The organism is Campylobacter sp. IFREMER_LSEM_CL1097 (assembly GCF_025772225.1).
In the GTDB taxonomy this organism is placed as follows: domain Bacteria; phylum Campylobacterota; class Campylobacteria; order Campylobacterales; family Campylobacteraceae; genus Campylobacter_D; species Campylobacter_D lari_D.
Genome location: NZ_JAKMRT010000002.1, coordinates 118,352 through 139,718 on the forward strand (window position 1 = coordinate 118,352; position 21,367 = coordinate 139,718).

Below are 21,367 nucleotides of genomic sequence, written 5' to 3' on the forward strand. Positions count from 1 at the left end.
TTTATCTTCTCTTATCTAAAATTTTTACTTGCGTTCTTTTGGCTTTTTTCACAAAAGGCACGCCACCTTCTTCTTGATATTCTTGTAGGTATTTATCCTCTCTTGGAGCTTCGCCTTTACCAACCTCATGATAAATTCTACTAAAGTTTAGCGTGTCTTTTTCATCTACAAAACCTGGATCTCTATTTTCTTCACCTACAACCTCGCGGTATTCTTTTCCAAAAATTTTATCTATCTCATACCACTTAGCAAATTCATCACCATGCAAAGGATAGCTTTTTAAAAAAGGATGTCCATACCAATCATCAGGCATTAAAAGTCTTTTTAAATTTGGATGATTGATGATGAAAATTCCAAACATATCATATATTTCTCTCTCACACCAATTAGCACCTTTAAAAACCCTTATAACACTTTGAAGCCTTTCTTTTAAACCAACGAAAGTTTTTATTCTCACTCTTAAATTTTTCTCCATATTTAAAAGCTGATAATATACTTCAAAACCCTGTTTTTGAGCGACAAAATCAATCGCACTTGCGTCAGTAAAACAGCTATAACCTAAATTCTTAAGCTTATCAAGAATAGCAACATTATCATCTTTGTTTATCTCAATCACCCAAAAATCAAGCTCTATAAAAGAATTTTTTAACTCAAATTCTTGGCTTAAAATTTGATGATCACTCTCAAAAACACTACCCTCTGTGCTTAGTTTTTTAGTTGCAGGTGCATGGTAAAATCTATCCTCATAATAATTTTTTAGCTGAGCATTTTTCTTATCGCTATATTTTCTCATCATATAAGCCTTTTTGGAGCTATTTTTCTGCTTGCTTTTTCTTTACGAATTCTTTTTTGCAAAATCATCAAAGCAAATTGAAAAGTTTCAGGACGCGGGGCACAGCCTGGTACATAAATATCAACAGGAATAATCCTATCCACTCCTTGGACAGTAGAATAGGTATTAAACATACCGCCGGTATTTGCACAAGAACCCATAGAAATAACCCATTTAGGATCAGGCATTTGATCATAAAGTCTTCTTGTAAATTCAGCATGTTTTTTACTTAAAGTACCCGCTATAATCATTACTTCAGATTGTCTTGGACTTGCTCTAAAAATTGTTCCAAATCTATCAAAATCATATCTTGCACCACCTGCTGCCATCATTTCAATAGCACAACAGGCAAGTCCATAAGATAGTGCCCATAAAGAATTACTTCTACCCCATTGCACTAACTTATCAACCGTAGTTAAAACAACTGGCGCATTACTCATTTTTTGATACTCTGCCATGCAAATGCTCCTTTTTTATAAGCATATAAAAAGCCTACTGCAAGTAATAAAATAAAAACAAACACTTCCACTAAGGCAAATAAAGATAAGCTATATTTTGAAAGTTCTGCGGTTAAATCTTTAAAAATCACCGCCCAAGGAAATAAAAACACCACTTCAATATCAAGCAAAATAAAAATCAATGCAAAAACAAAAAATTGAGAATTGATTTTATTTGCTTGTTTAGAAGCCATAGGCCCACACTCATAAATTCCTAGTCCAAGTTTTTTTCTATTATGAGAGGCTAGCTTAGAACCTATTTTAGAAGAAATATACACCAAAGTAAAAAATATAACACTTGCAATAACAAGCATTGCAAAGATGCCAAAGTATTGATGCTCTATAGTTGCGTGCGTCATAATAAACCTTTTATTTAAGCATAATTAAATTTATTTTACTTCAATTTAGCTATATAAAAACTTATTATCAAAAAAATAAATTTTTATGTATTTCAAAATGAAACAGTTTTTATCTTTTTATAAATACATTTTTTTATGGCAAATATCTTGTAAGATTTTTTCCTGATGAGAAATAAAAATATAAGTAATATCGTATTTTTTTTGAAAAGCATATAAATAATTTAGAATTTTACAAGTAGTTGGTATATCAAGTGCTGCTGTGATTTCATCTAAAATAAGCAATTTTGGTTTTAAAAGCAAAGCTCTAATCAAACCTAATCTTTGGCTTTGACCGCCACTTAATTTAGAAGGTTTTAAATTTAAAATATCTTTTTCAAGCTCAAAAGCATCAAAAAGTTTAAAAAGCTCTCCAAAATCGGGCTTAAGTTTAAAATTTTCATATACATCAAGTAAAAGTCTTTTAGTTCTTTTGTAAGGATTTAAGGCTAGCTTTTGATCTTGGAAAACATATTGAATTTTTTGGCGTAATTTTCTTTGAGCGTTAAAATCTAAATTTAATATATTTTCATTTTCAAACAAAACTTCTCCAGTATTTGCACATTCAAGCATACAAAGAATTTTAGCTAAAGTGCTTTTACCACTACCACTTTCCCCACAAAGCAATAAATTTTCATTTTGATTTAGAGAAAAACTCACATCTTTAAAAACAAAAATTTCCTCTTCCTTTAAATACCAATGTTTTTTAAATTTATAAGATTTGCTTAAATTTTTAACTTCTAAAAACATTCTCATTCTCAAAATAATTTAACAATTCTTTAGCAAAAACACCTTTTGGATTGCTTAAAAACTCTTTCACGGGCATTTGATAAATCAAAGTTTTATCTTCTATGATAGCCACCTCATCACAAAGCTCTTTAGCTAAATTTATATCATGAGTAATGAAAATGAGATTTTTAAATTGTGTTTTTAATTCTTTTAAAATAGCGATGATTTTTTCTTCATTAGCTCTATCAAGTGAGCTTGTAATCTCATCACACAATAAATACTTAGCCTCGCTTAGTAAAGCTAGAGCTATTTGAATGCGTCTTGCCATACCACCACTTAGCTGATATATAAAAGAATGCCATAAAAGATCATGATTTTTAAGCCCTAAACACTCAAAATAATAAAAGGCCTTTTCTTTAATCTCTTTTGTGCTTAAATTAGTATGAGTTTTTAAAACTATATTAAAATAACTCCCTATGTCAACAAGAGGATAAAAACTCCCATAAACATCTTGAAAAAGTAAATTTACCTTAGTTCTTAAAATATTTAGCTCTTTTTCTTTTAAAATTAAAATATCTTTTTGATCTATCCTAAATTTTTGTGCATTGAGTTTATAGTGTTTATCAAAAAGCTTAATCATGCTTTTTAAAAGCAAGCTTTTTCCCGCTCCACTTTTACCCATGATAGCCAAAGCTTTACCATCTTCTAAATTAAGATTTATATCTTTTAATAAGATCTTATCTTTAAAACTAAGATTTAAATTTGCAATTTCTATCATGCTTTAATCTCTTCTTGTAAGTCATTACCCAAAGCAAGCAAAGGTAGGATAAGCATAAGTATAAAGGCTACTGGAAAAACTATCATCCACCAAAATCCTAAAAACACAGCCTTACTTGCTTCATTTAACATATTTCCTAAACTTGGAGTCCAAAGCTCTACACCCAAGCCAAAAAAGCTTAAAGTAGCTTCACTTGTAATAGCATGGGCGATATTTAAAACAAAAAGCACAAAAAGCAAATTCCAACAAGCAGGTAAAAGCTCACTAAATAAAGCTTTCATCTTACTAGAGCCTAGAATGATAGCATTTTGATAAAACTCAAGTTTTTGAAATTTATTAAGCTGAGTATCAAGTACTTTTGCCACAAAAGCAAAATGCCCCAAAGCGATGATAAAAATCATACTCCACAAAGATCCCGCCAAAAAACTTTGAAAAAACATAATCACAAGTAAAGAAGGTAAAGCCAAAAGCATATCAAGCACTCTAGCAAAAAAAGCATAAGCAAAAAATCTTGTTAAAAACACATAAACACAAGCAAAAAGCACGCTAAAAAATGCTGCCATTACCCCTACAAACAAAGAAACACGCAAGGCATATAAAATACGCGTAAAAACATCTCTACCAAGTAAATCTGTGCCAAAAATATGACTTAAATTTGGGGCTATTTTAGCCTTGCTTAAATCCACTAAATTAGGATCATAAGAACTTATTAAAGGTACAAAAAGTGCTAAAATGAAACTTAGTAAAATCATCATCACATAAAACTTACGCATTAGCAAACCTTGGATTAATCATCTTGCAAATTATCTCTACGATCAAATTTACAAGCACTACCACTAAAATGCTAAAAATTACCACAGCTAGCACCACAGGATAGTCTTTAAACAATATACTTTTAATCACTAAATTTCCAACACCCTCATAAGAAAACACACTTTCTACTATATAAGTTCCCATTAAAAAACTCACAAAGGAAGCACCAAAATACGCGAGTATAGAAGCAAAAGCATCTTTTAATACAAAATGCAAATAAATTCTTTTTTTACTAAGCCCTCTTGCAAAAGCACTTTCTATAAAGCCCTGATTTAAACTATCAATCAAACTTGTCCTTATAAAACGCACAAAAACAGCTAAATGTGAAAGCACTAAAGCACATACTGGTAAAAACAAATGCCACAAACGATTAAATACATCATCTTCAAAGCCAATATCAGCAATAGCCGAACTTGGAAAAAGCTTAAAAAATACAGCAAAAACTAAAATAAGCATTAGCGATAAAGAAAAAGTAGGCAATGCAAAAAAACTCATCGTTGAAAAGGTAATAATTTTATCCAAAAAACTATCTTTATAAAGAACGCAAAAAAGTGCCAAAACCAAAGACAACACAAAAAGTATAAAAAAAGCCAAACTTCCTAGTATGATGGTATAGGGAAGTTTTTCTTTTAAAATTTCACTAACCTTTTCTCCGCTGATTAAAGAGTAGGAAAAGTCGCCTTTCATGGCATTAAAAAGCCAATTTTCATACTGCTCTAATAAAGGCTTGTCTAAATTTAAATTATGCTCAATTTCTTCTTTTATTTTAAGGCTAGTTCCTTGAGGCACACTAGCAAAAACCACACTTCCTTTAGCATGATAAATCATCACAAAACATAAAAAACTTGCAAAAATCATCAAAAAAAACGCCCATAAAAGGCGTTTAAAAATGAGTTTTAGCACTAATTTTTGCTCCACTCATAAGCATTCCAAGTAAAACCTACCCCATGATGACCTAAAATATGAGGTTTTATACCTTGGATATTTTTAGCAAAAACTAAAGGATAATCGATATAAGCTATAAATAAAAATGCAGGATCTTTATATAAAGCGTCAATAAATTCTTTATAGTATTTTTTTCTTTCATTTACATCAAGTGAATTTCTAGCTTTTATCAAAGCTTCATCAACTTTAGCATTTTGATAATGACCAAAATTCCATCCACTAGAGTTTAAAGCACTATCTTGAGAGCTTTCAAAAACTCTAAAAGTATGAAAATCAGGATCATAAGGACTACCCCAACCTACCAAAAAGCTGTCAATCTTAGTATAGTCAAAACTTCCACTCGGCTTAGCAACCGCCTTTGCCTTAATGCCAAGCTTTAAAAACTCACTTTGTAAGATATTTACCAAAGCTATTCTTAGTGGATCTTCACTCATAGCATACATTTCAAAGCTAAATTCTTTGCCATTTTTTTCTAAAATTCCATTTTTGTTTTTCACAAAGCCTGCTTTTGCTAAAAGCTCATTTGCTTTTTTTACATCATAAGTATAAGTTGCAAATTCTTTAGGATTTGCCCATGATTTTTCCAAAGGATGATTTGCTACTTTTCCAAAAGAATGCAAAAGAGAATCCACAATAGCTTTTTTATCGATAGCGTAATTTAGCGCTAAACGCACATTTTGATCTTTTAAAAACTCATGATTAAAATTAAACATCAAAGCACGATAATCAGCCGAAGGCTCTATAAGCATTTTAAAGTTTTTGTCATTTGCAAAATTTGAAGCTAGAGCAAAATCGACTAAAGCTACATCAATAGAACCATTTTTAAGCTCAATAGCGCTAATACTTGGATCTTTAATATGTTTTAGTATGAGTTTTGGTGTTTTTACTTTAGCTAAATGATAATTTTCATTTGCTTCTAAGATCATGTATTGACCTTTTTTCCATTGTTTTAGCTTATATGGTCCTGTTCCTATAGGCATTTGATTAAATTTAGTAGTATTTAAATTTTCTTTTTCAAGTAAATGTTTTGGTAAAATTCCCACACTCAAAGCGTCTAAAAATGCAGGAAAAGGCTTTGAAAGTGTGATAATCAAATGATAATCATCAATGATTTTTACTTCTTTAACTGCGTCAAAATTTACCTTTGAGGGTGAATTTAACTTCTCATCTTTTAAAGCATTTATACTAAATTCCACATCTTTGGCACTAAATTTAGTCCCATCATGCCACAATATATCATCTCTTAAAGTAAATTCATAAACAAGCCCATCTTTACTAACTTTCCAAGATCTAGCAAGATCAGGCGCTAAGCTCATATTTTCATCAAAGCGTGTAAGTCCTGAAAACACAAGAGCAATTGCCACATCATGATCTTCACTAAAAAGCGGATTTATACGCTCTGGCTCATTTTCCACTGCTATAACGATCGTATCTTTTGGCGTAATAGCAAAAAGATTTAAAGCACAAAAAAACATTAAAAAAAATCTCAACATAAAAGGCCTTTCTTATAAGAATAAAGTGTAATTATAACGCTTTTTAATCATAAGCTTTGGTAAAAATTTCATTTTTATCATCAAATAAAAGTTGTAAATACCTCTCATACTGCTTTAGTATATCTACGATGATTTCTTGCTCATTTAAATACTCTATATTATAACCATTACGCGAATCAGCAAAGAAAGTTTGTGGCTCAAAGATAAATTCTTTAGAATAAGTTGGCATAAATTTATCATCGATTATGCTTTGGCTTGCTTGTTTTTTTACTACTTGCACTCCATAGATAAAATCTTTTGCAAATTCTTTTTTTATAATCAAACTTATACTTGATTTTTCTTGAACGATCTGTGTTTTCAAGCCGTAGTTTTTTAGACTTTGGCTGAGTGATTCCATAGCATTTTTAACTTTGGTATTTAAGAAATTTTGTATGTCTTGTTCTTTGCTTTGTTTTAAAATTCTAGCAAGTCTTTCTTGCCAAAATTCTCCTGTAAAATACACACTACTTTGACTAAGCTTAGTTAAAGAGTAATTCACATCTACAATTAAGCCTTTAAGCAATGAAAAACACATCAAACAAAGCAAAAATGCAAAAGGTAAAGCCACTATCATAGTGATACTTAAAATCGCCCCCAAGCCACCTGAATACAGCAAAGAAGTAGCTAAAAGCGCAAGCACAAAACCCCAAAGGATATTTTGCCATTTGTATGGCTCATGAGCGCCACCACTACTTAAAGAATTTAACACAAATATCCCACTATCTGCTGAAGTGATGAAAAACAAAGCTAAAACCAAAAGCGCAAGCAAAGAACTAAAATAAGAAAAAGAAAAATTTTGTAAAAAATAAAAAAGCAAACTTTCAGGTGCTGAAGTAAAAGGACTTAAAATATCATTGAAATTTAAAGCACTATTGCCAAAAATGCTAAACCAAAGTATATTAAAACTAGTAGGCACTACAAGCACGCCAAAAATAAATTCCCTTATCGTTCTACCGCGAGAAATCTTAGCAATGAAAAAGCCCACAAAAGGCGCCCAACTAAGCCACCAAGCCCAATAATAAATAGTCCAATTATTAAACCATTCTATATGTTCTTTTTCATAATAATAAGTCTTAAAGCTCAAAGAAATTAAATTTTGCAAATAATTTCCAATATTAGAGCTAAATTGTGAAAGAATTTGGATGGTATTTGTTGAAAAAAGCACAAAAAGCATTAAACACACTGCAAAAACTAAATTTGCTTCACTTAAAATTTTTAAACCCTTTGTTAAGCCACTAATCGATGAGAGCGTGGCCAAAGAAATAATGATGATTATAATCACGCTTTGTTCTAAAAAGCTTTGTCCGTTTAAAATACCCAAATTTGAAAAGCCCGCATTTAGTTGAGATGCACTATAACCAAGTGTAGTGCTAATGCCAAAAACCGTGACAATTAAAGCAAGCATATCAACCAAATTTCCCCAAAAACCATAAATTTTATCTTTAAGTAAAGGGTAAAAAGCACTACGCAAACTAAGAGGCATTTTATATCTAAAACCAAAATACGCCATAGCCAAAGCACACACCCCATAAATAGCCCATGGGTGAATTCCCCAGTGAAAGATAGTATGTAGCATAGCTTCTTCATCGCTTGTTTGCAAGGCTTTTTTATGTATGAGAGGCTCAGCCACACCAAAATACATAAGCCCCACGCCCATACCCGTAGCAAAAAGCATAGCAAGCCAAGAAGTAAATTTAAAATGAGGTTTTTCATCATCATCGCCGAGTTTAATATCGCCAAATTTTGAAAGTGCAAGTGCGAGCATAAAACACACAAAAAAACTCACGCTTAATATATAAAACCATGAAAAATTTGCAAAAATTCCACTTTTTATATGATTGATAAAATCATTTGTAAGTTTAGGCAAGAAAATACAACTAAGGCTTAAAACAACTATAATACTAATACTTGGTAAAAATACTGCCTTTTTAAAACTTGTTTTTAACATAATTTTCCTTTTTATAGTTTTAAAATTTAAGTTAATACCTTTTTTACTATGTCAAAAAATATCTTAAATATAACTAAAATCAATAAAATAGCAAAGGTTGATAAAAATATAATTTAATTAATGTTTTAAAAACCAAGAAGTTAATTTTTGATTTGAAGGTGATTTTAGAATTTACACTAAGTGCAAATTCTAAATAAATCAATAAAGTATAATATGAACCTTTTGAGATCCATGAACTCCAAAAACAGTGATAAGTTCAATATCTGCAGTTCTTGATGGCCCTGCTATAAACAAAATATTGCTAGGTAAAATTTCATTTTCTTCTTTTACTAAATTCAATGCTTGGCTAATGCTTTTTACAATATTTTCTTTTTTTAATAAGACAATACAAAGCATAGGAGCCAAAGAAAGCATTCTTGGTTGAGTTTTATCAGACAAAACTAAAGCAACTCCATGTGAGCTTACTCCAACTCTTGCTTGGATGATAGAAAAATCACTATGAAAAACTTCTTTTCGTATTTTTTCAATCTCTTGATTAAAACAAGTCTTTTTTTCGGCTTCAATTTTATTTATATCTAAATTTAAATTATCAGGATAAATAAGACTTTTATAGCCATAACTTTTAACAATTTGATTGACTTTTTCTTCTAATTTTTCTAACGAGCTTTCTTCTACTATGTATTTATTTGCACTCATTTTTTCTTTTAACTCACTATACATATCATCACTTGTTTTGATATGCTCTATAGGATCCATAGTCGGAATTTTTTCAAAAGATAAATGTGTATTTTTAATCTTATCCAAAATAGCTTTTTTGCTTTGTGAAGAAATTTCATTTATTCTACTCACACTTTACTCCTTGCATATTTTCAAGTTCTTTATAAAGATCAAGTTTTATTTGTGGAAATTCCTTATAAGCACTCCATTTTTTAACTACTGGTAAAGAATTTTTTCCTTTTTGCAAAAGCCAATTAAAATTATGTAAATTTGCTAAAGTATTTTTCCAAATAATAGGAGTTGTAGCTACTTTTTCAAAAATCTTAAATGCCATAGCTTCAGCAGTATTTGGAGCGATATTATCAAAACTTCCTTGACCTACTTTTGCTGCTCTTAATTTGCGTATTAAATCCGCAAGAGGAATTCTTACCGGACAAATTTCAGAACATCTTCCACAAAGCGAGCAAAAAGTAAGAATATCACCATTTTCTTGCATACCAAAAAGATTAGGACTTATGACTTCTCCAATCGGCCCTGGATATACACTTTGATAAGTATGGCCGCCTATTTTATCATACACAGGACAAAAATTCATACAAGCCCCACATCTTATACAACGCAAAGCTTCATAATAATCTTCATCATTTAGCATTTTGCTTCTATTATGATCAAAAAGAATAATATGCACTTCTTTTGGGCCATCTAAATCTCCATTTTTTCTAGGTCCTGTAATGATATTGTTATAAGTTGGTATAAATTGACCCGTAGCTGATGGAGTAAGTAAAGACACCATAGTGGCAGCATCTTCAAAGCTTTCCATAACTTTTTCTATACCACAAAGTGCTACATGTATATCACTTGCTGTGGTGCACATCCTACCATTTCCCTCATTTTCTATAAGCCAAAAAGCGCCTTCTTTAGACATAGCAAAATTTACTCCGCTAAGCCCCATTTTAAGTCCTTCAAATTCATCTCTTAAATGCTTTCTTGCAATAGAATTTAGCTTTTCTGGCTCACTTTCTAAATTAGAGCCTAATTTTTCTTGAAAAATTTTACCAATTTCATAGCGGTTCTTATGCACCGCTGGAACTACAATATGCACGGGAGTTTCATCATTTAACTGCAATATAAGTTCGCCTAAATCTGTTTCTATGGCTTTTAAGCCTTTGGATTCTAGGTAGTGGTTTAAACCTATTTCCTCACTAGCCATAGATTTACCTTTTAGAATTTTACCGATGTTTTTTTCTACCATTAATTCATATATAATCTCACAGGCATCCTCATCAGAACTCGCCCAATGGACATTTATGCCATTTTTAGTGGCATTTTGTTCAAATTCTAAAAGCCTATCGTGTAAAGTTGATAAAGCATTGTTTTTAGCTTGCTTAGCTTTAGATCTTAGTCCTTGCCAATCATTAAATTTCTCATCTATAACTTTTAAACGATTTTTTTGCAAAGTATGCATGGCAGATCTTAAATTCTCTCGCATTTGCTTATCATGAATTTTCACATCCACAATTTGTTCATGTGTCATTTTCATATCGCAACTCCTTCAAGACGCTTGTTTAAAAAATCATACAAATGAATTCCTTTTATATCAAGCCCCATTTTACTCATCGTGCCTGCAATATTCATCAAACACCCACCATCAGAACTTAATACATATTTTACACCTGTATTTTGGATATCTTTGATTTTTTCTTGTGCCATAGAATTTGAAATTTGAGGCTCTTTCACAGAAAAAGTTCCTCCAAAACCACAGCATTCTTCTTCAAATTCTAGAGGAATTAATTCCACATTTTTGAGTTTTTTTAGCAGATTTTTGCTCGCTTGTATACTTTTTTGAATTCTTAATGCATGGCAGTTAGAGTGCCAAGTCACTTTTATAGGTTCGCCTTTGTCTTCATAATCAACCTTTAAAACCTCATCTAAATACTGACTAAGATCAATCACTCTAGAGCTAAATTCCTTTACCAAGTTAAAATGCTCATCATCTTTAAAAAGCTCTAAATAATCATGACTCATCATCCCCGCACAAGAACCGCTTGGCACTACTATAGGATAATCTTGAGTAAAAAGTTTTATATTATGCAAAGCTATATTTTTACTTTCTTTAAAATACCCTGAATTAAATGAGGGTTGAGAGCAGCAAGTTTGCTGCTTTTTAAATATAACCTCAACTCCCTCTCTTCTTAAAAGTCTAACCGCGTTTAAAACACTTTCTTGCATTATCGCACTACCTAAACAAGTAGCAAATAAATACACTTTTTTCATCATCAATCCTTATTTTAAAAGCACTGCTTCAGGGATAATCCCGTGGAAGAAAAATGCTATAACAAAAGTCCAAATTCCTATTAGAATTATAAAACCTATTGAGTATTTTAAAGTAAATCTAAACAATTCAGATTCTTTTCCTACAAGTCCAACTGCTGCGCAAGCTACCGCTATACTTTGAGGAGATATCATTTTACCCACAACACCACCAACAGAATTTGCTGCTAAAAATAAAGTTTCTGAAATTCCTAACTTTTGAGCACTAACTTGCTGTAATGTCCCAAAAAGCAAATTTGAACTAGTATCAGAACCTGTTAAAAACACACCTATCCATCCTATGATGGGAGAAAAAAATGCATAAGCATCGCCTGTATTTGAAAAAGCAAGTCCTAAAGTAGTACTCATACCGCTATTTTTAGCTATAAAGGCAAAAGCAACTACTAAGCCTATAGTTAAGCATGGAGTGGCCATTTCTTTTAAAGTTTCCCAAAAACACTCGGTAGCTTCGTTGATTTTTATTTTCAATACAACAATGCTCATTAAAGCAGCCACTAAAATAGCAGTTCCTGCTTGTGCTACTAAATCTATAGTATGTGATGGAATCATTGTTTTTGTGATTTGTGGATTAACTATATCAGGACTTATGATAGCTCCTAAGGCTTCATTAAATTTCAAAGTAAATTGCATAAAATTTAATATTCCATCTTTAGCAAATAAAGCCTTAAACCAAGGTTGAGTCCATATAATAATGCAAATAATCAAAAGTATAAAAGGAATCCAAGCTAAAAATACTTTTTTAAATTCTAGCTTTTGTGAGTTTTCAAAGTCTTTTACATCATCTAATCTAAAAATATTTTTTGGCTTCCAAAATTTTAAAAATATGGTAGTAACAGACAAAGAAACAACCGCTGAAATAATATCTGGAAGCTCTGCGCCTAAATGATTTGAACTCCAAAATTGTGTAGCAGTAAAAGAAACGGCTGCGACAAAAATAGCAGGAAAGGTTTCTTTAACCCCTTTTAAACCATCCATTAAAAATACTATAAAAAATGGTATAGTCAAGCTAAGAGGCACAAGCATTCTACCCACCATAGCTGAAACACCGTGCTGTTCTATACCTGCTAGATTACTCATCGCTATAATAGGAATTCCAACTGCTCCAAAAGCTACCGGAGCGGTATTGGCTATGAGACAAAGTCCTGCAGCGTATAATGGTCTAAGCCCAAGTCCTACAAGTAATGCAGCGGTGATAGCCACTGGCCCTCCAAAACCTATAGCACCTTCTAAAAAAGAACCAAAACAAAATCCAATCAAAATCACTTGAATTCTATGATCTGGAGTGATACTCATAACACTTTGTTTTATCACTTCAAACGAGCCTGATTTGATAGAAAGTTTATATAAAAATATGGCCGCGATGATGATCCAAGCTATAGGCCAAATACCATTTGCAAAACCTTGTATAAAGCTAGCACCTAATAAAGAAAACGGCATATCATAAGCAAACAATGCCACAACACTTGATAAAATAAGAGTTAAAAAGCCTGCTTGATAGCCTTTGAGTTTGAAAACTACAAGAGAAAGCAAAAAGCACAAAATAGGCAAAAAAGCCACCAAAGCACTTAAAAGTATGTTGTCAAATGGATTATATATTTGTTGCCACATATTTTTCCTTTTGATAAAAATTTCCAATATCTAGCTTAACAAATATTTTTATTTTTGTGTATTTTTGTTAGAAAAAATTAACTATATGGGTATAAGAGTAACATTTAGTATAAAAATTCTCTTTTAATAAAAACAAAAATTTACACTTTACAAATGAAATATAAAGTATTGTTTATATTTGAAACAAAATATAAATATAATAAAAATATTTATATCAAAAGTATTTTTAAATCAAATTTTTCATCACACTTTAAAGCTAAAAGCATGATTTTGCTTTCAGCTTGGCACTATGGAGTTTTTGCGTGCGGTTTTTTGGAATACCCCTCTTTTTTGTCAAATTTCATTTATTTCGTGATATAACTTTATCAAATGCTCAATAGATGTGTCTAAAATAGGTTCATACATAAAAGAATTTATATGAATGTTATCTGAAGTTATTGCTAAAGCTTTTTTAATTATAAAATCTTGTTTTTTATTTATTGCATTTTGCTCTTTGGCTAATTTATATAATTTTCTAGTTTGATCTTTGGTAATTTCATTTTGCAAATTAATTTTAGACAATATAAATTCTTCTACTCTTAATCTAATACCAATTGATAAAACAATTTTGTTTTGCAATTCTATAGGATTAATGTCGTTTGAATTTACAATTTCATCACAAGTTTTATAAATAAAATCTAACAAACTATCATCTTCTATATTAACCTGATATTCTTGAATATGGCTTGTTAAAACATCTAATACTTGTTTCACTTTTATATTTCTGGTGTTATCTTTTATATGCAAGCAACTTGTCAATAATAAATACTCTTCATCATTATCCTTTTTAGTATATTCTAAAATATTTCTGATAAATGGTATTAAAGTAATAAAATTTTTCTCAATATTTCTGTTGCTTTCTTTAAGAGATTTTATAAACTCTTTAGTATATTCACCTCTTTCAAATATAATTTCTCTTTTATCATTTCTATATATCATAAATTTTAATACACCAAATTTCGCTATAGCTCTATAAAAATCAAAATTATGTGTCATAACTATAATCTTAAAATTTACATTTTCTCGTATCTCATCAAGATACTCCGTAACAGCATGTTTATTTTTATAATCAAAAGAATCTACAATATCATCAAATATGAACAAAATAGGCTTATCTATATTTTTCTGGGCTTCTATTTCAAATAATATCTGCAAAATATACAAGGCTCTTTTTTCTCCATTGCTTAAAATATCCTCTAACTTCTCTTTATCAACAATTCTTTTATTTGAATTATCTTTAAATCTAAATACAAATTTTGCTACTTCGTTTTTCAATAAAACATCATCCTGATTTTCTATATCAACCTCAAAAGGAACTATAAATCTGCTATTAAATATTTCTATAATCTTTTTCCACGATTCTTGCTCTTGCTTTGACGCATTTATAATTTGTTGTATTCTCTCTTTTTGATTTTCATACAATGAAACCAAATTCTCAATTTCATCTATTTTTTTATTAAGATATGAAAATATTACTTCTTTTCTAAAATCTTCATAGTTAATTAATTTTAATAATATTCCCTTATTTTTATTAATTACTTCTTTGAAATCTTTTAAATTTTGATTTTTTGTAATCTTTTTTTCAATTTCATCAAATCTACTCTTTATCTCTTCATTTTCTAAAATTCTATCAATTTCGTTTTGTATTAAATTGTTTAAATTTTCACTTGTTGTTATCTCTTGATTAGAAATCAACAATTTATGGTTTGCTAAGAAAAATCTATCATCACTTAAAGCACTTTGCAGTTCTTTAATTTTATGCGTTCCAAATTCTCCGTTTTCTGTTTTTTTAAAAATTTCAGATGATGATAAAATTTCATTATATTTATAAAAATACTCTTGTAAAAGATTCCTATTTGCCTCAACAAATTCTTTTACTTTGTTTTTATCATCAAAGATATCATGATATTTAAACTCATAATTTTCTTTTATTTCCTTTATCAAATCAATATTATCTGATAAAATTTGATAAAAATTTTTATTTGAAAATACTTTTAAAATTTCTTTCTCGCAATCAGAGCTACCTGTATATTTTTTTAAACTTTTTAATAAATTTTTCTTTTGCTTATCTAGTTCTGAAAAAATTTCATCATATTCATTTTTTAACTTGGGGCTAGCCATGAAAGTAGTTACACTTTTAGAAGAATCAAATTCTTTATCGTAAGAATCAAAAACAAAAATATCCTCTTTGTTAATTTTTTCGCCATTAAATTCAATATCAACTTTTGATATTCTTTCTGGAAATATTTCGTCTTTAATTTGTTTATCATCTTTAATGCTTTTAAATGTTTTTGCAAAAGAAGTTTTAAAAATACCATTTTGAGCATAAAACAATAAAACATTTTCATTTGAAAAATCAAACTCTTTTTGCAACTTCCCTATGCCATAGCAATTTTCTAAATCAAGTTTTAATTTCATTTTCACTCCTTATTTTCAATGATTTTTATTTCTTCTTCGGTTAGGTTGTAAAGTTTATAAACGATAGAGTTTATTTTGTCTTCTTGGGCTTTGGTGTTTGCGTTTTTGTCTTGCTCTTTTAAAACTAAAATCTCATCGACTAAGCTTATAAGCTCGTTTGCTAGTTTTTCATTTTTAGAATTTATTTTTGGTATAGGAAATTTTTCTACATATTGATTTGATAATAAAAAACCTTTATCTGAATACAAATGCCCGATATTTTTAAAATAATAAAATATCAAACTAGAATTTAAAAATCCCAAAAGATATTTAAGTTCATTTTTAGAATTTCCTACCATAAAAGCCATAGAATCCAATAAAACACGCTCGTTTTCTAAAATAAAACTCGGTTCTTGGGTTACTCTTTGCCAGCCTATCTTTTCTTTTTCAAATTCTTGATAATAATTTGCTCCCCATCTTTGCAAACAATACCACTCATAACGAATTCCTGTTTCAGCTTTATTTCTATTAGATAATTTTTCTTTATGTGATAATAAGTGATTATATAAGCTCGAATATTGTTCTTTTAAATCTTGTTCATTTTCTAGCATTGTTTTTGGCTTTTCAACATTTGGAAAATGCCAAGGTATAAATATCACCCAAAGCCCTGCCCACTCATAACTATATCTTTTTATATCTCTACCGCGTAGCATTTTGCGTATGAGTTTGGCGGTGCGTTCCTTTTCGGCTTCATCTTTGCATTTAGTTAAAATTTCATCTCTTTTTTCAGTAGTAATGATAAAGGCTTCATTAAGCCCTGTTAAAATTCCACGATATATATTAAGCCCATGCCAGTCTTTAAGTGGAGTGCCGTGCTTTTCTATCTTTGCTTTTAGTGCGTTTGTGCTTTCATCATTGAAAGTAAAGCATTCTTTGCTTAAAGAATTTTGTGCGATTTTGTTAAAATTTAAAATGCTTTCTATATTAAAGTCATTTTCTTTTAAAAGCTCGGTGCTTGGGGCTAGGTATTTGAAGCTATTATCTTTAGTTTTTGCTTTTTCAAAGCTTAGTATGGAAGTATCTACCGTAGCACTATCAAAGACTTTTATACCATTTAGATCGATGTATTCTAAAAGTGTGGTATTTTTAAGCAAAAATTCACGCAAAGGCTCTCCATAACCTGCTCTTGTGTATTTGTTTGAAGTGATGAAAGACAAAACACCATTTTGCTTTAGCACATTAAACCCAAGCTCATAAAAGTAAGTATAAATGTCGCTTGTGCCTTTATATACTTTATAGTTTTTAGCTAAATTTGGCTTTAACTCTTTGATGTCTTCTTGTCTGATGTAAGGTGGGTTACCGATGATGAGATCAAACCCTTGAAAGCTCCCGCCCTCATCAAGCACTTCGCTAAATTCAAAACGCCATTCAAAAGGATTTGCACTTTCTAAGTCAAATATACTCTCATAAAGCTTTTTAAGCTTTTTAAATTCTTTCTTAGCAGCACTTTCATCAAAGTCAAATTCAAACATATTTTTAGAGAAAAATGCTCTAAAATTCTCATCTTTTTCATCTTGTGCTAAAAAATCGCCGTATTTTTTAGAGTATTCATTAGCGCCGTTGGTAAGTTGCTTGATCTCTTTGGCAAATTTGTCTTTTAAACAGAAATTTTTAAAAGACTCTTTGAGGTTTTTGATCTCTTTTGCGATGAGAGTTTTGTCGGTGTAAAAGCCTTCTTTGTAGTCTTTGACTATGCGTTTGTATTTATCCATGCGTTCTTTGATGTTTGGGTAGTGAGAAAGGCTTTTGTGAATTTCAAAATAACTTATAAGCGAATTTCCGCATTTTATGTTGATATCGATGTTTGGTAGAGTTTTAAGATCATGATAGTTTGTATCATCAAAGCTTTCATAAAAGCTGTGTTTTAAAAGCTCTATCCAAAGTCTTAGTTTAGTGATCTCGCATGAGTTTGGGTTGATATCCACTCCAAAAAGGTTGTTTTCTATGATGTCTTTTTTACGCTCAAAAAGTTCTTTTTGGCAAAGGTGGGTTTTGTCTTTGTCAAAATCAGGGCGTTTATACTCTAAAAACTGGCCTTTGTGATTTTGCACTAAAATTTCATCATTTTGCACGCTTAGGTAAAAGTCCTCTTCAAACAAACCAAGCTCATAATGCACCATAAGCATGGCATTTAAAGCTGAAACTAAAAAATGCCCACTTCCCACTGCAGGATCGCAAATGCGTATGGAATTTAGCAAGGCTAGTTTTTGTTCTTGAGGGATTTTTTCTTGGCGTAGCTGGGTTCTTAGCTCGTTTAGCTTGGTGGCATTTAGCTTAAAAGTATGGTTAAACTTATCTAGTACGACTTTTTCTATGCTTGCTTTACACATGTATGAAGTGATAAAACTTGGGGTATAAAAACTACCTTCTTTGTAGCCATTTAGTTTTTCAAAGACATTTCCCAAAACGCTTGAGTTGATGAGTTCTTTTTGCTTGATGAGTTCTTCGCTTTGCTCATCTGCTCCAAAATCAAAGCTGTCTAAAAACTCAAACAAATACTCAAGCAAACCTACTTTGCCTTTTTTACTTTTGCCTTTGTCATCTTTTAACTGCGTGTGTGGGTGATACTCTAGCAAAGCGTCATTTTCTAAAGCAGCGATTTCTAGTGTGGTTTTTTCGATGGCTTGTTTTTCAAAAAGTGATGAATTTAAATAAGGCAAATAGCTAAATTTACTCTGCGTCCTTGTGTGCTTTTCTTTAGCTAAGATATCAAAGAAAAGGTGTGAAAGGGTAGTAAAATTTGGAATTTTTTCATAGTTTAGAAATTTAAGGGTTTTATCATCATTAAATCTAACTAAATTAGACTCAATAAGCTTTAAAAATAAAATGCGGTTTAGCCAAAGTATGATGAATTTTAACACCTCTTCAAAGTCATGCTTTGGAAGCTTGCTCGCTATGAGATGATAAAGCGTGCCTTGGGCTTGTTTGCTTTGCTCACTTTGTGTGATGATGAATTTAGAAAGCTGTTTGCTCTCGCTTAAACCTAGGATGTATAAAAGCTCTTTATAGAATGCGTTGTTTAGTGAGTTTGCGTCATTTGGGCTAAATTCATTTAGCAAAAAGTCTCTATGAAAGGTTTTAAAAATGCTTGCTAGATTTTTGAAATTTGACTTTTGCTTGTCTTTTAAAAAGGCTAAATCGATGAAAAAGCCTTTTAAACTTTCTTTGGAATTTTCTATAAGTTTGCTTGCTTCTTTGTAAAATTCATCAGTATTGCCTTTAAAAAGTGAATTTGGGCTTTGAAATTCTTCAAAAAGCTTTTTAAAGCTTGTGTTTTTATAAAAAAGCTCTTCAAATTCACTAGCTTTGAAAATGTAGAATTTATAAAAGTCTGTGATGATGATAAATTTCAAACTAAAGCTATGCTCTCTGTTTCTAAAATAATACAAAATGGCTTCATGCAAGGCTTTGGAATTTGGCTTTGTATGGGTGATGAATTCTTTTGAGTTGGGCTTTTTAGCTTCGATGAGAACTTCTAAGTCTTTGCTAAGCTCATCTTTAGTAATGGCTAAATCAATCTCGCTTTTGCCTTTTTGCTTGGTTTTGATGTGGGTTTTGAAATTTAGAGTGGTTAAAAATGGACTAAGTGTGTTAGCTACAAGATAATCTTCATTTTCACTTTGTGAGCTTTCAAGCCTTTCTAGATACTGCGTTAAAGCCTTGCTAAAAGTGTCAAATTCATTTTGTGTAATTTGCTTTTTGCGGTAGTAGGGGTTGAAAAAATCTTTTTCATTTAGCAAAGTAAAGTGCATTTTTAACCTTTATAAAGAATATTTTATATTTTACTAAAATTTACTTTAAAGGATTGAAAAGACTTTATGAAAATATAAAAACAAATAAATTAAAAATTAATAAAAAATTATTATATAATATTTATTATTGCATTTTTTATATTTTTATACTAAGAAAATTTTAATACTAAAGTTATACAATAAGTTTATATTAAAAATATCAAGGAGGCAAAATGGGAAAAATTTTAGTTTTCTGTTTAGCGCTTGTTTCTTTTGTTTGCGCTAAAAATGAATTTTTTACAAGTGAAGTAAGCTCACTTTACTTAAGCAAAAATGACACAAAAGCTGTTGGTAGATTGCTACCCACAAATCCTTTTGAAGTATTAAAAACTGATGGAAATAAAGTTTTGGTCAAGATCACAGGCTATGTTAATCCTGCTTCGCCTTCTGTGCTTTATTACAACGATAGTCAAAGAATCATAGTTGCTGCATTTTCTAAAAATACAAAACTTGATTTTAAAACTTATACTAAAAGCAAAAATGGAAAATGGGATAAAGCTACCATAGAAGTTTGGACTGACAAGAAAGATTTTGCAAAAAGCAACAAAGAAATGTTTATAAAAGCTAAAGAGCTTTATATGAATAATTGCGGAATTTGTCATAGCGTTCATAAAGAAAGTGAATTTAGTGCTAATGGCTGGCCTGCTACTTTTAGATCAATGGTAAATAGAACAGGAATTGATAAAAAAGATCATTGGCTAGTGATACAGTATTTGCAAAAAAAATGCAAAAGATTTTAAGGAGGTAAAATAAAATGGGACTTGATAGAAGAAAATTTTTAAAAATCGGAGCAGGGTTAAGCGTGTTGCCTTTAGCTCCTAGTTTAGCCATGAGTAAAAATATAGAAGTTTCTCAAATAAATTCTGGTTTAGTAAAAAATGGAAGTGTGATAACAGCAGCACATTGGGGAATTTTAAAACTTACCATTAAAGATGGTGTGGTAATTAAAAGTGAGCCATGGGAAAAAGTAACACAAATTGACAATCCTTTACAACACTATACAGCAGATATGATCTACAAATCACGCGTGAAATATCCTTATGTTAGAAAAAGCTATCTTGAAAATCCCGACAGTCCAAAACCTGAACTTAGAGGAAAAGATGAATTTGTGCGTGTAAGTTATGATGAGGCTATAAAACTTATAGCAAAAGAACTTAAAAAAACAAGAGAGCAAAAAGGAACTCAAGCTATATTTGGTGGAAGCTACGGATGGAAATCTAGTGGAAATATGCAAAATTGTAGAATATTGCTCCATAGATTTTTAAATGTCACAGGTGGTTTTGTAGGGACTACCGGAGATTACTCAACAGGAGCTTCTCAAATAATAATGCCTTATGTTGTAGGCTCTATTGAAGTGTATGAACAGCAAACTTCATGGGAAAACATTTTAGAACATTCTAAAATAGTAGTTATTTGGGGTGCTAATCCTATCGCTACTTTAAGAATAGCTTGGACTTCAAACGATCAAAGAGGTCTTGCTTACTTTGAAAAATTAAAAAATAGTAAAATCAAGGTTATTTGTATAGATCCTATAAAAACCGAAACTGCTAAATTTTTAAATGCACAATGGATCTCTCCAAAACCAAATACAGATGTTGCTATGATGATAGGCATGGCTAGTCATTTGATCGAAAAAAATAAAGTCAATTATGAATTTTTAGAAAATTATACAAGTGGATTTGATAAATTCAAAGCTTATTTAGATGGCAAGAATGATGGTATTAAAAAAGATACAAAATGGGCAAGTAAAATTTGTGGAATTGATGAAAAAATCATCAAAACACTAGCTGAAAGTTTTTATGATAACCCTACTATGATCATGAGTGGTTGGGGCATGCAAAGAGCTCATCATGGTGAACAACCTCATTGGATGTTAATAACCCTAGCTTCAATGCTTGGTCAAATTGGCACTAAAGGTGGTGGATTTGGCTTAAGTTATCACTATAGTAATGGCG

16 protein-coding genes and 1 pseudogene are annotated in these 21,367 nt (G+C 30.5%); 2 read left to right on the forward strand and 15 right to left on the reverse strand.

The window, feature by feature from the left end; all coding sequences use genetic code 11:
• Nucleotide 1: 1 nt before the first annotated feature.
• The 15 genes from L8W64_RS01420 to L8W64_RS01490 form a co-directional block, all read right to left on the reverse strand.
• Complete coding sequence (locus L8W64_RS01420; protein ID WP_263672685.1) at nucleotides 2-793, reverse strand: NADH-quinone oxidoreductase subunit C; 792 nt, start codon at nucleotides 791-793, stop codon at nucleotides 2-4.
• Nucleotides 793-1,290 (reverse strand): NuoB/complex I 20 kDa subunit family protein, encoded by a 498-nt coding sequence (locus tag L8W64_RS01425; RefSeq protein ID WP_039619352.1) that lies wholly within the window; start codon nucleotides 1,288-1,290, stop codon nucleotides 793-795. Before L8W64_RS01425 ends, L8W64_RS01420 begins: the two co-directional genes overlap by 1 nt.
• On the reverse strand, nucleotides 1,269-1,688 hold the full coding sequence (locus L8W64_RS01430; RefSeq protein WP_263672686.1) for an NAD(P)H-quinone oxidoreductase subunit 3: 420 nt from the start codon (nucleotides 1,686-1,688) through the stop codon (nucleotides 1,269-1,271). Before L8W64_RS01430 ends, L8W64_RS01425 begins: the two co-directional genes overlap by 22 nt.
• A gap of 117 nt (nucleotides 1,689-1,805) precedes the next feature.
• Complete coding sequence (locus L8W64_RS01435; RefSeq protein WP_263672687.1) at nucleotides 1,806-2,474, reverse strand: ATP-binding cassette domain-containing protein; 669 nt, start codon at nucleotides 2,472-2,474, stop codon at nucleotides 1,806-1,808.
• Nucleotides 2,458-3,231 carry an ATP-binding cassette domain-containing protein gene (locus tag L8W64_RS01440; RefSeq protein ID WP_133319468.1) on the reverse strand — a complete coding sequence of 258 codons (774 nt, stop codon included), beginning with the start codon at nucleotides 3,229-3,231 and terminating at the stop codon, nucleotides 2,458-2,460. Before L8W64_RS01440 ends, L8W64_RS01435 begins: the two co-directional genes overlap by 17 nt.
• A complete protein-coding gene (locus tag L8W64_RS01445; protein WP_263672497.1) occupies nucleotides 3,228-4,004 on the reverse strand; it encodes an ABC transporter permease in 777 nt (258 codons plus the stop codon). The genes L8W64_RS01440 and L8W64_RS01445 overlap by 4 nt, the downstream gene beginning before the upstream one ends.
• The gene (locus L8W64_RS01450; RefSeq protein ID WP_318529419.1) at nucleotides 3,997-4,935 is read right to left on the reverse strand and encodes an ABC transporter permease; all 939 of its coding nucleotides are present in this window, start codon (nucleotides 4,933-4,935) and stop codon (nucleotides 3,997-3,999) included. Before L8W64_RS01450 ends, L8W64_RS01445 begins: the two co-directional genes overlap by 8 nt.
• An 11-nt stretch (nucleotides 4,936-4,946) precedes the next feature.
• A complete protein-coding gene (locus L8W64_RS01455) occupies nucleotides 4,947-6,482 on the reverse strand; it encodes an ABC transporter substrate-binding protein (RefSeq protein ID WP_070255429.1) in 1,536 nt (511 codons plus the stop codon).
• Nucleotides 6,483-6,525: 43 nt separating this feature from the next.
• A complete protein-coding gene (locus L8W64_RS01460; protein WP_070255432.1) occupies nucleotides 6,526-8,469 on the reverse strand; it encodes a BCCT family transporter in 1,944 nt (647 codons plus the stop codon).
• A 198-nt stretch (nucleotides 8,470-8,667) separates the two neighbouring features.
• Nucleotides 8,668-9,318, reverse strand: a complete 651-nt coding sequence (locus tag L8W64_RS01465; protein WP_263661522.1) for a LutC/YkgG family protein — start codon at nucleotides 9,316-9,318, stop codon at nucleotides 8,668-8,670.
• Entirely contained in the window at nucleotides 9,311-10,726 is a 1,416-nt protein-coding gene (locus L8W64_RS01470; RefSeq protein ID WP_263672689.1) for a LutB/LldF family L-lactate oxidation iron-sulfur protein, read from the reverse strand. The genes L8W64_RS01465 and L8W64_RS01470 overlap by 8 nt, the downstream gene beginning before the upstream one ends.
• On the reverse strand, nucleotides 10,723-11,463 hold the full coding sequence (locus L8W64_RS01475) for a (Fe-S)-binding protein (RefSeq protein WP_115614003.1): 741 nt from the start codon (nucleotides 11,461-11,463) through the stop codon (nucleotides 10,723-10,725). Before L8W64_RS01475 ends, L8W64_RS01470 begins: the two co-directional genes overlap by 4 nt.
• A 6-nt stretch (nucleotides 11,464-11,469) precedes the next feature.
• Nucleotides 11,470-13,125, reverse strand: a complete 1,656-nt coding sequence (locus tag L8W64_RS01480; RefSeq protein ID WP_012662153.1) for an L-lactate permease — start codon at nucleotides 13,123-13,125, stop codon at nucleotides 11,470-11,472.
• A 333-nt stretch (nucleotides 13,126-13,458) separates the two neighbouring features.
• The gene (locus L8W64_RS01485) at nucleotides 13,459-15,582 is read right to left on the reverse strand and encodes a hypothetical protein (RefSeq protein ID WP_263672691.1); all 2,124 of its coding nucleotides are present in this window, start codon (nucleotides 15,580-15,582) and stop codon (nucleotides 13,459-13,461) included.
• 2 nt (nucleotides 15,583-15,584) lie between these two features.
• On the reverse strand, nucleotides 15,585-19,373 hold the full coding sequence (locus tag L8W64_RS01490) for an Eco57I restriction-modification methylase domain-containing protein (protein WP_263672692.1): 3,789 nt from the start codon (nucleotides 19,371-19,373) through the stop codon (nucleotides 15,585-15,587).
• Between the two features lie 212 nt (nucleotides 19,374-19,585).
• Between L8W64_RS01490 and L8W64_RS01495 the strand changes: the two are divergent.
• Together L8W64_RS01495 and L8W64_RS01500 are read left to right on the forward strand one after the other, a co-directional pair.
• Nucleotides 19,586-20,165 (forward strand): annotated as a pseudogene (locus L8W64_RS01495) (cytochrome c3 family protein).
• A gap of 1 nt (nucleotide 20,166) precedes the next feature.
• Nucleotides 20,167-21,367 (forward strand): molybdopterin-dependent oxidoreductase (locus L8W64_RS01500; protein ID WP_263672696.1); only part of this gene is annotated, 1,201 nt, incomplete at its 3' end.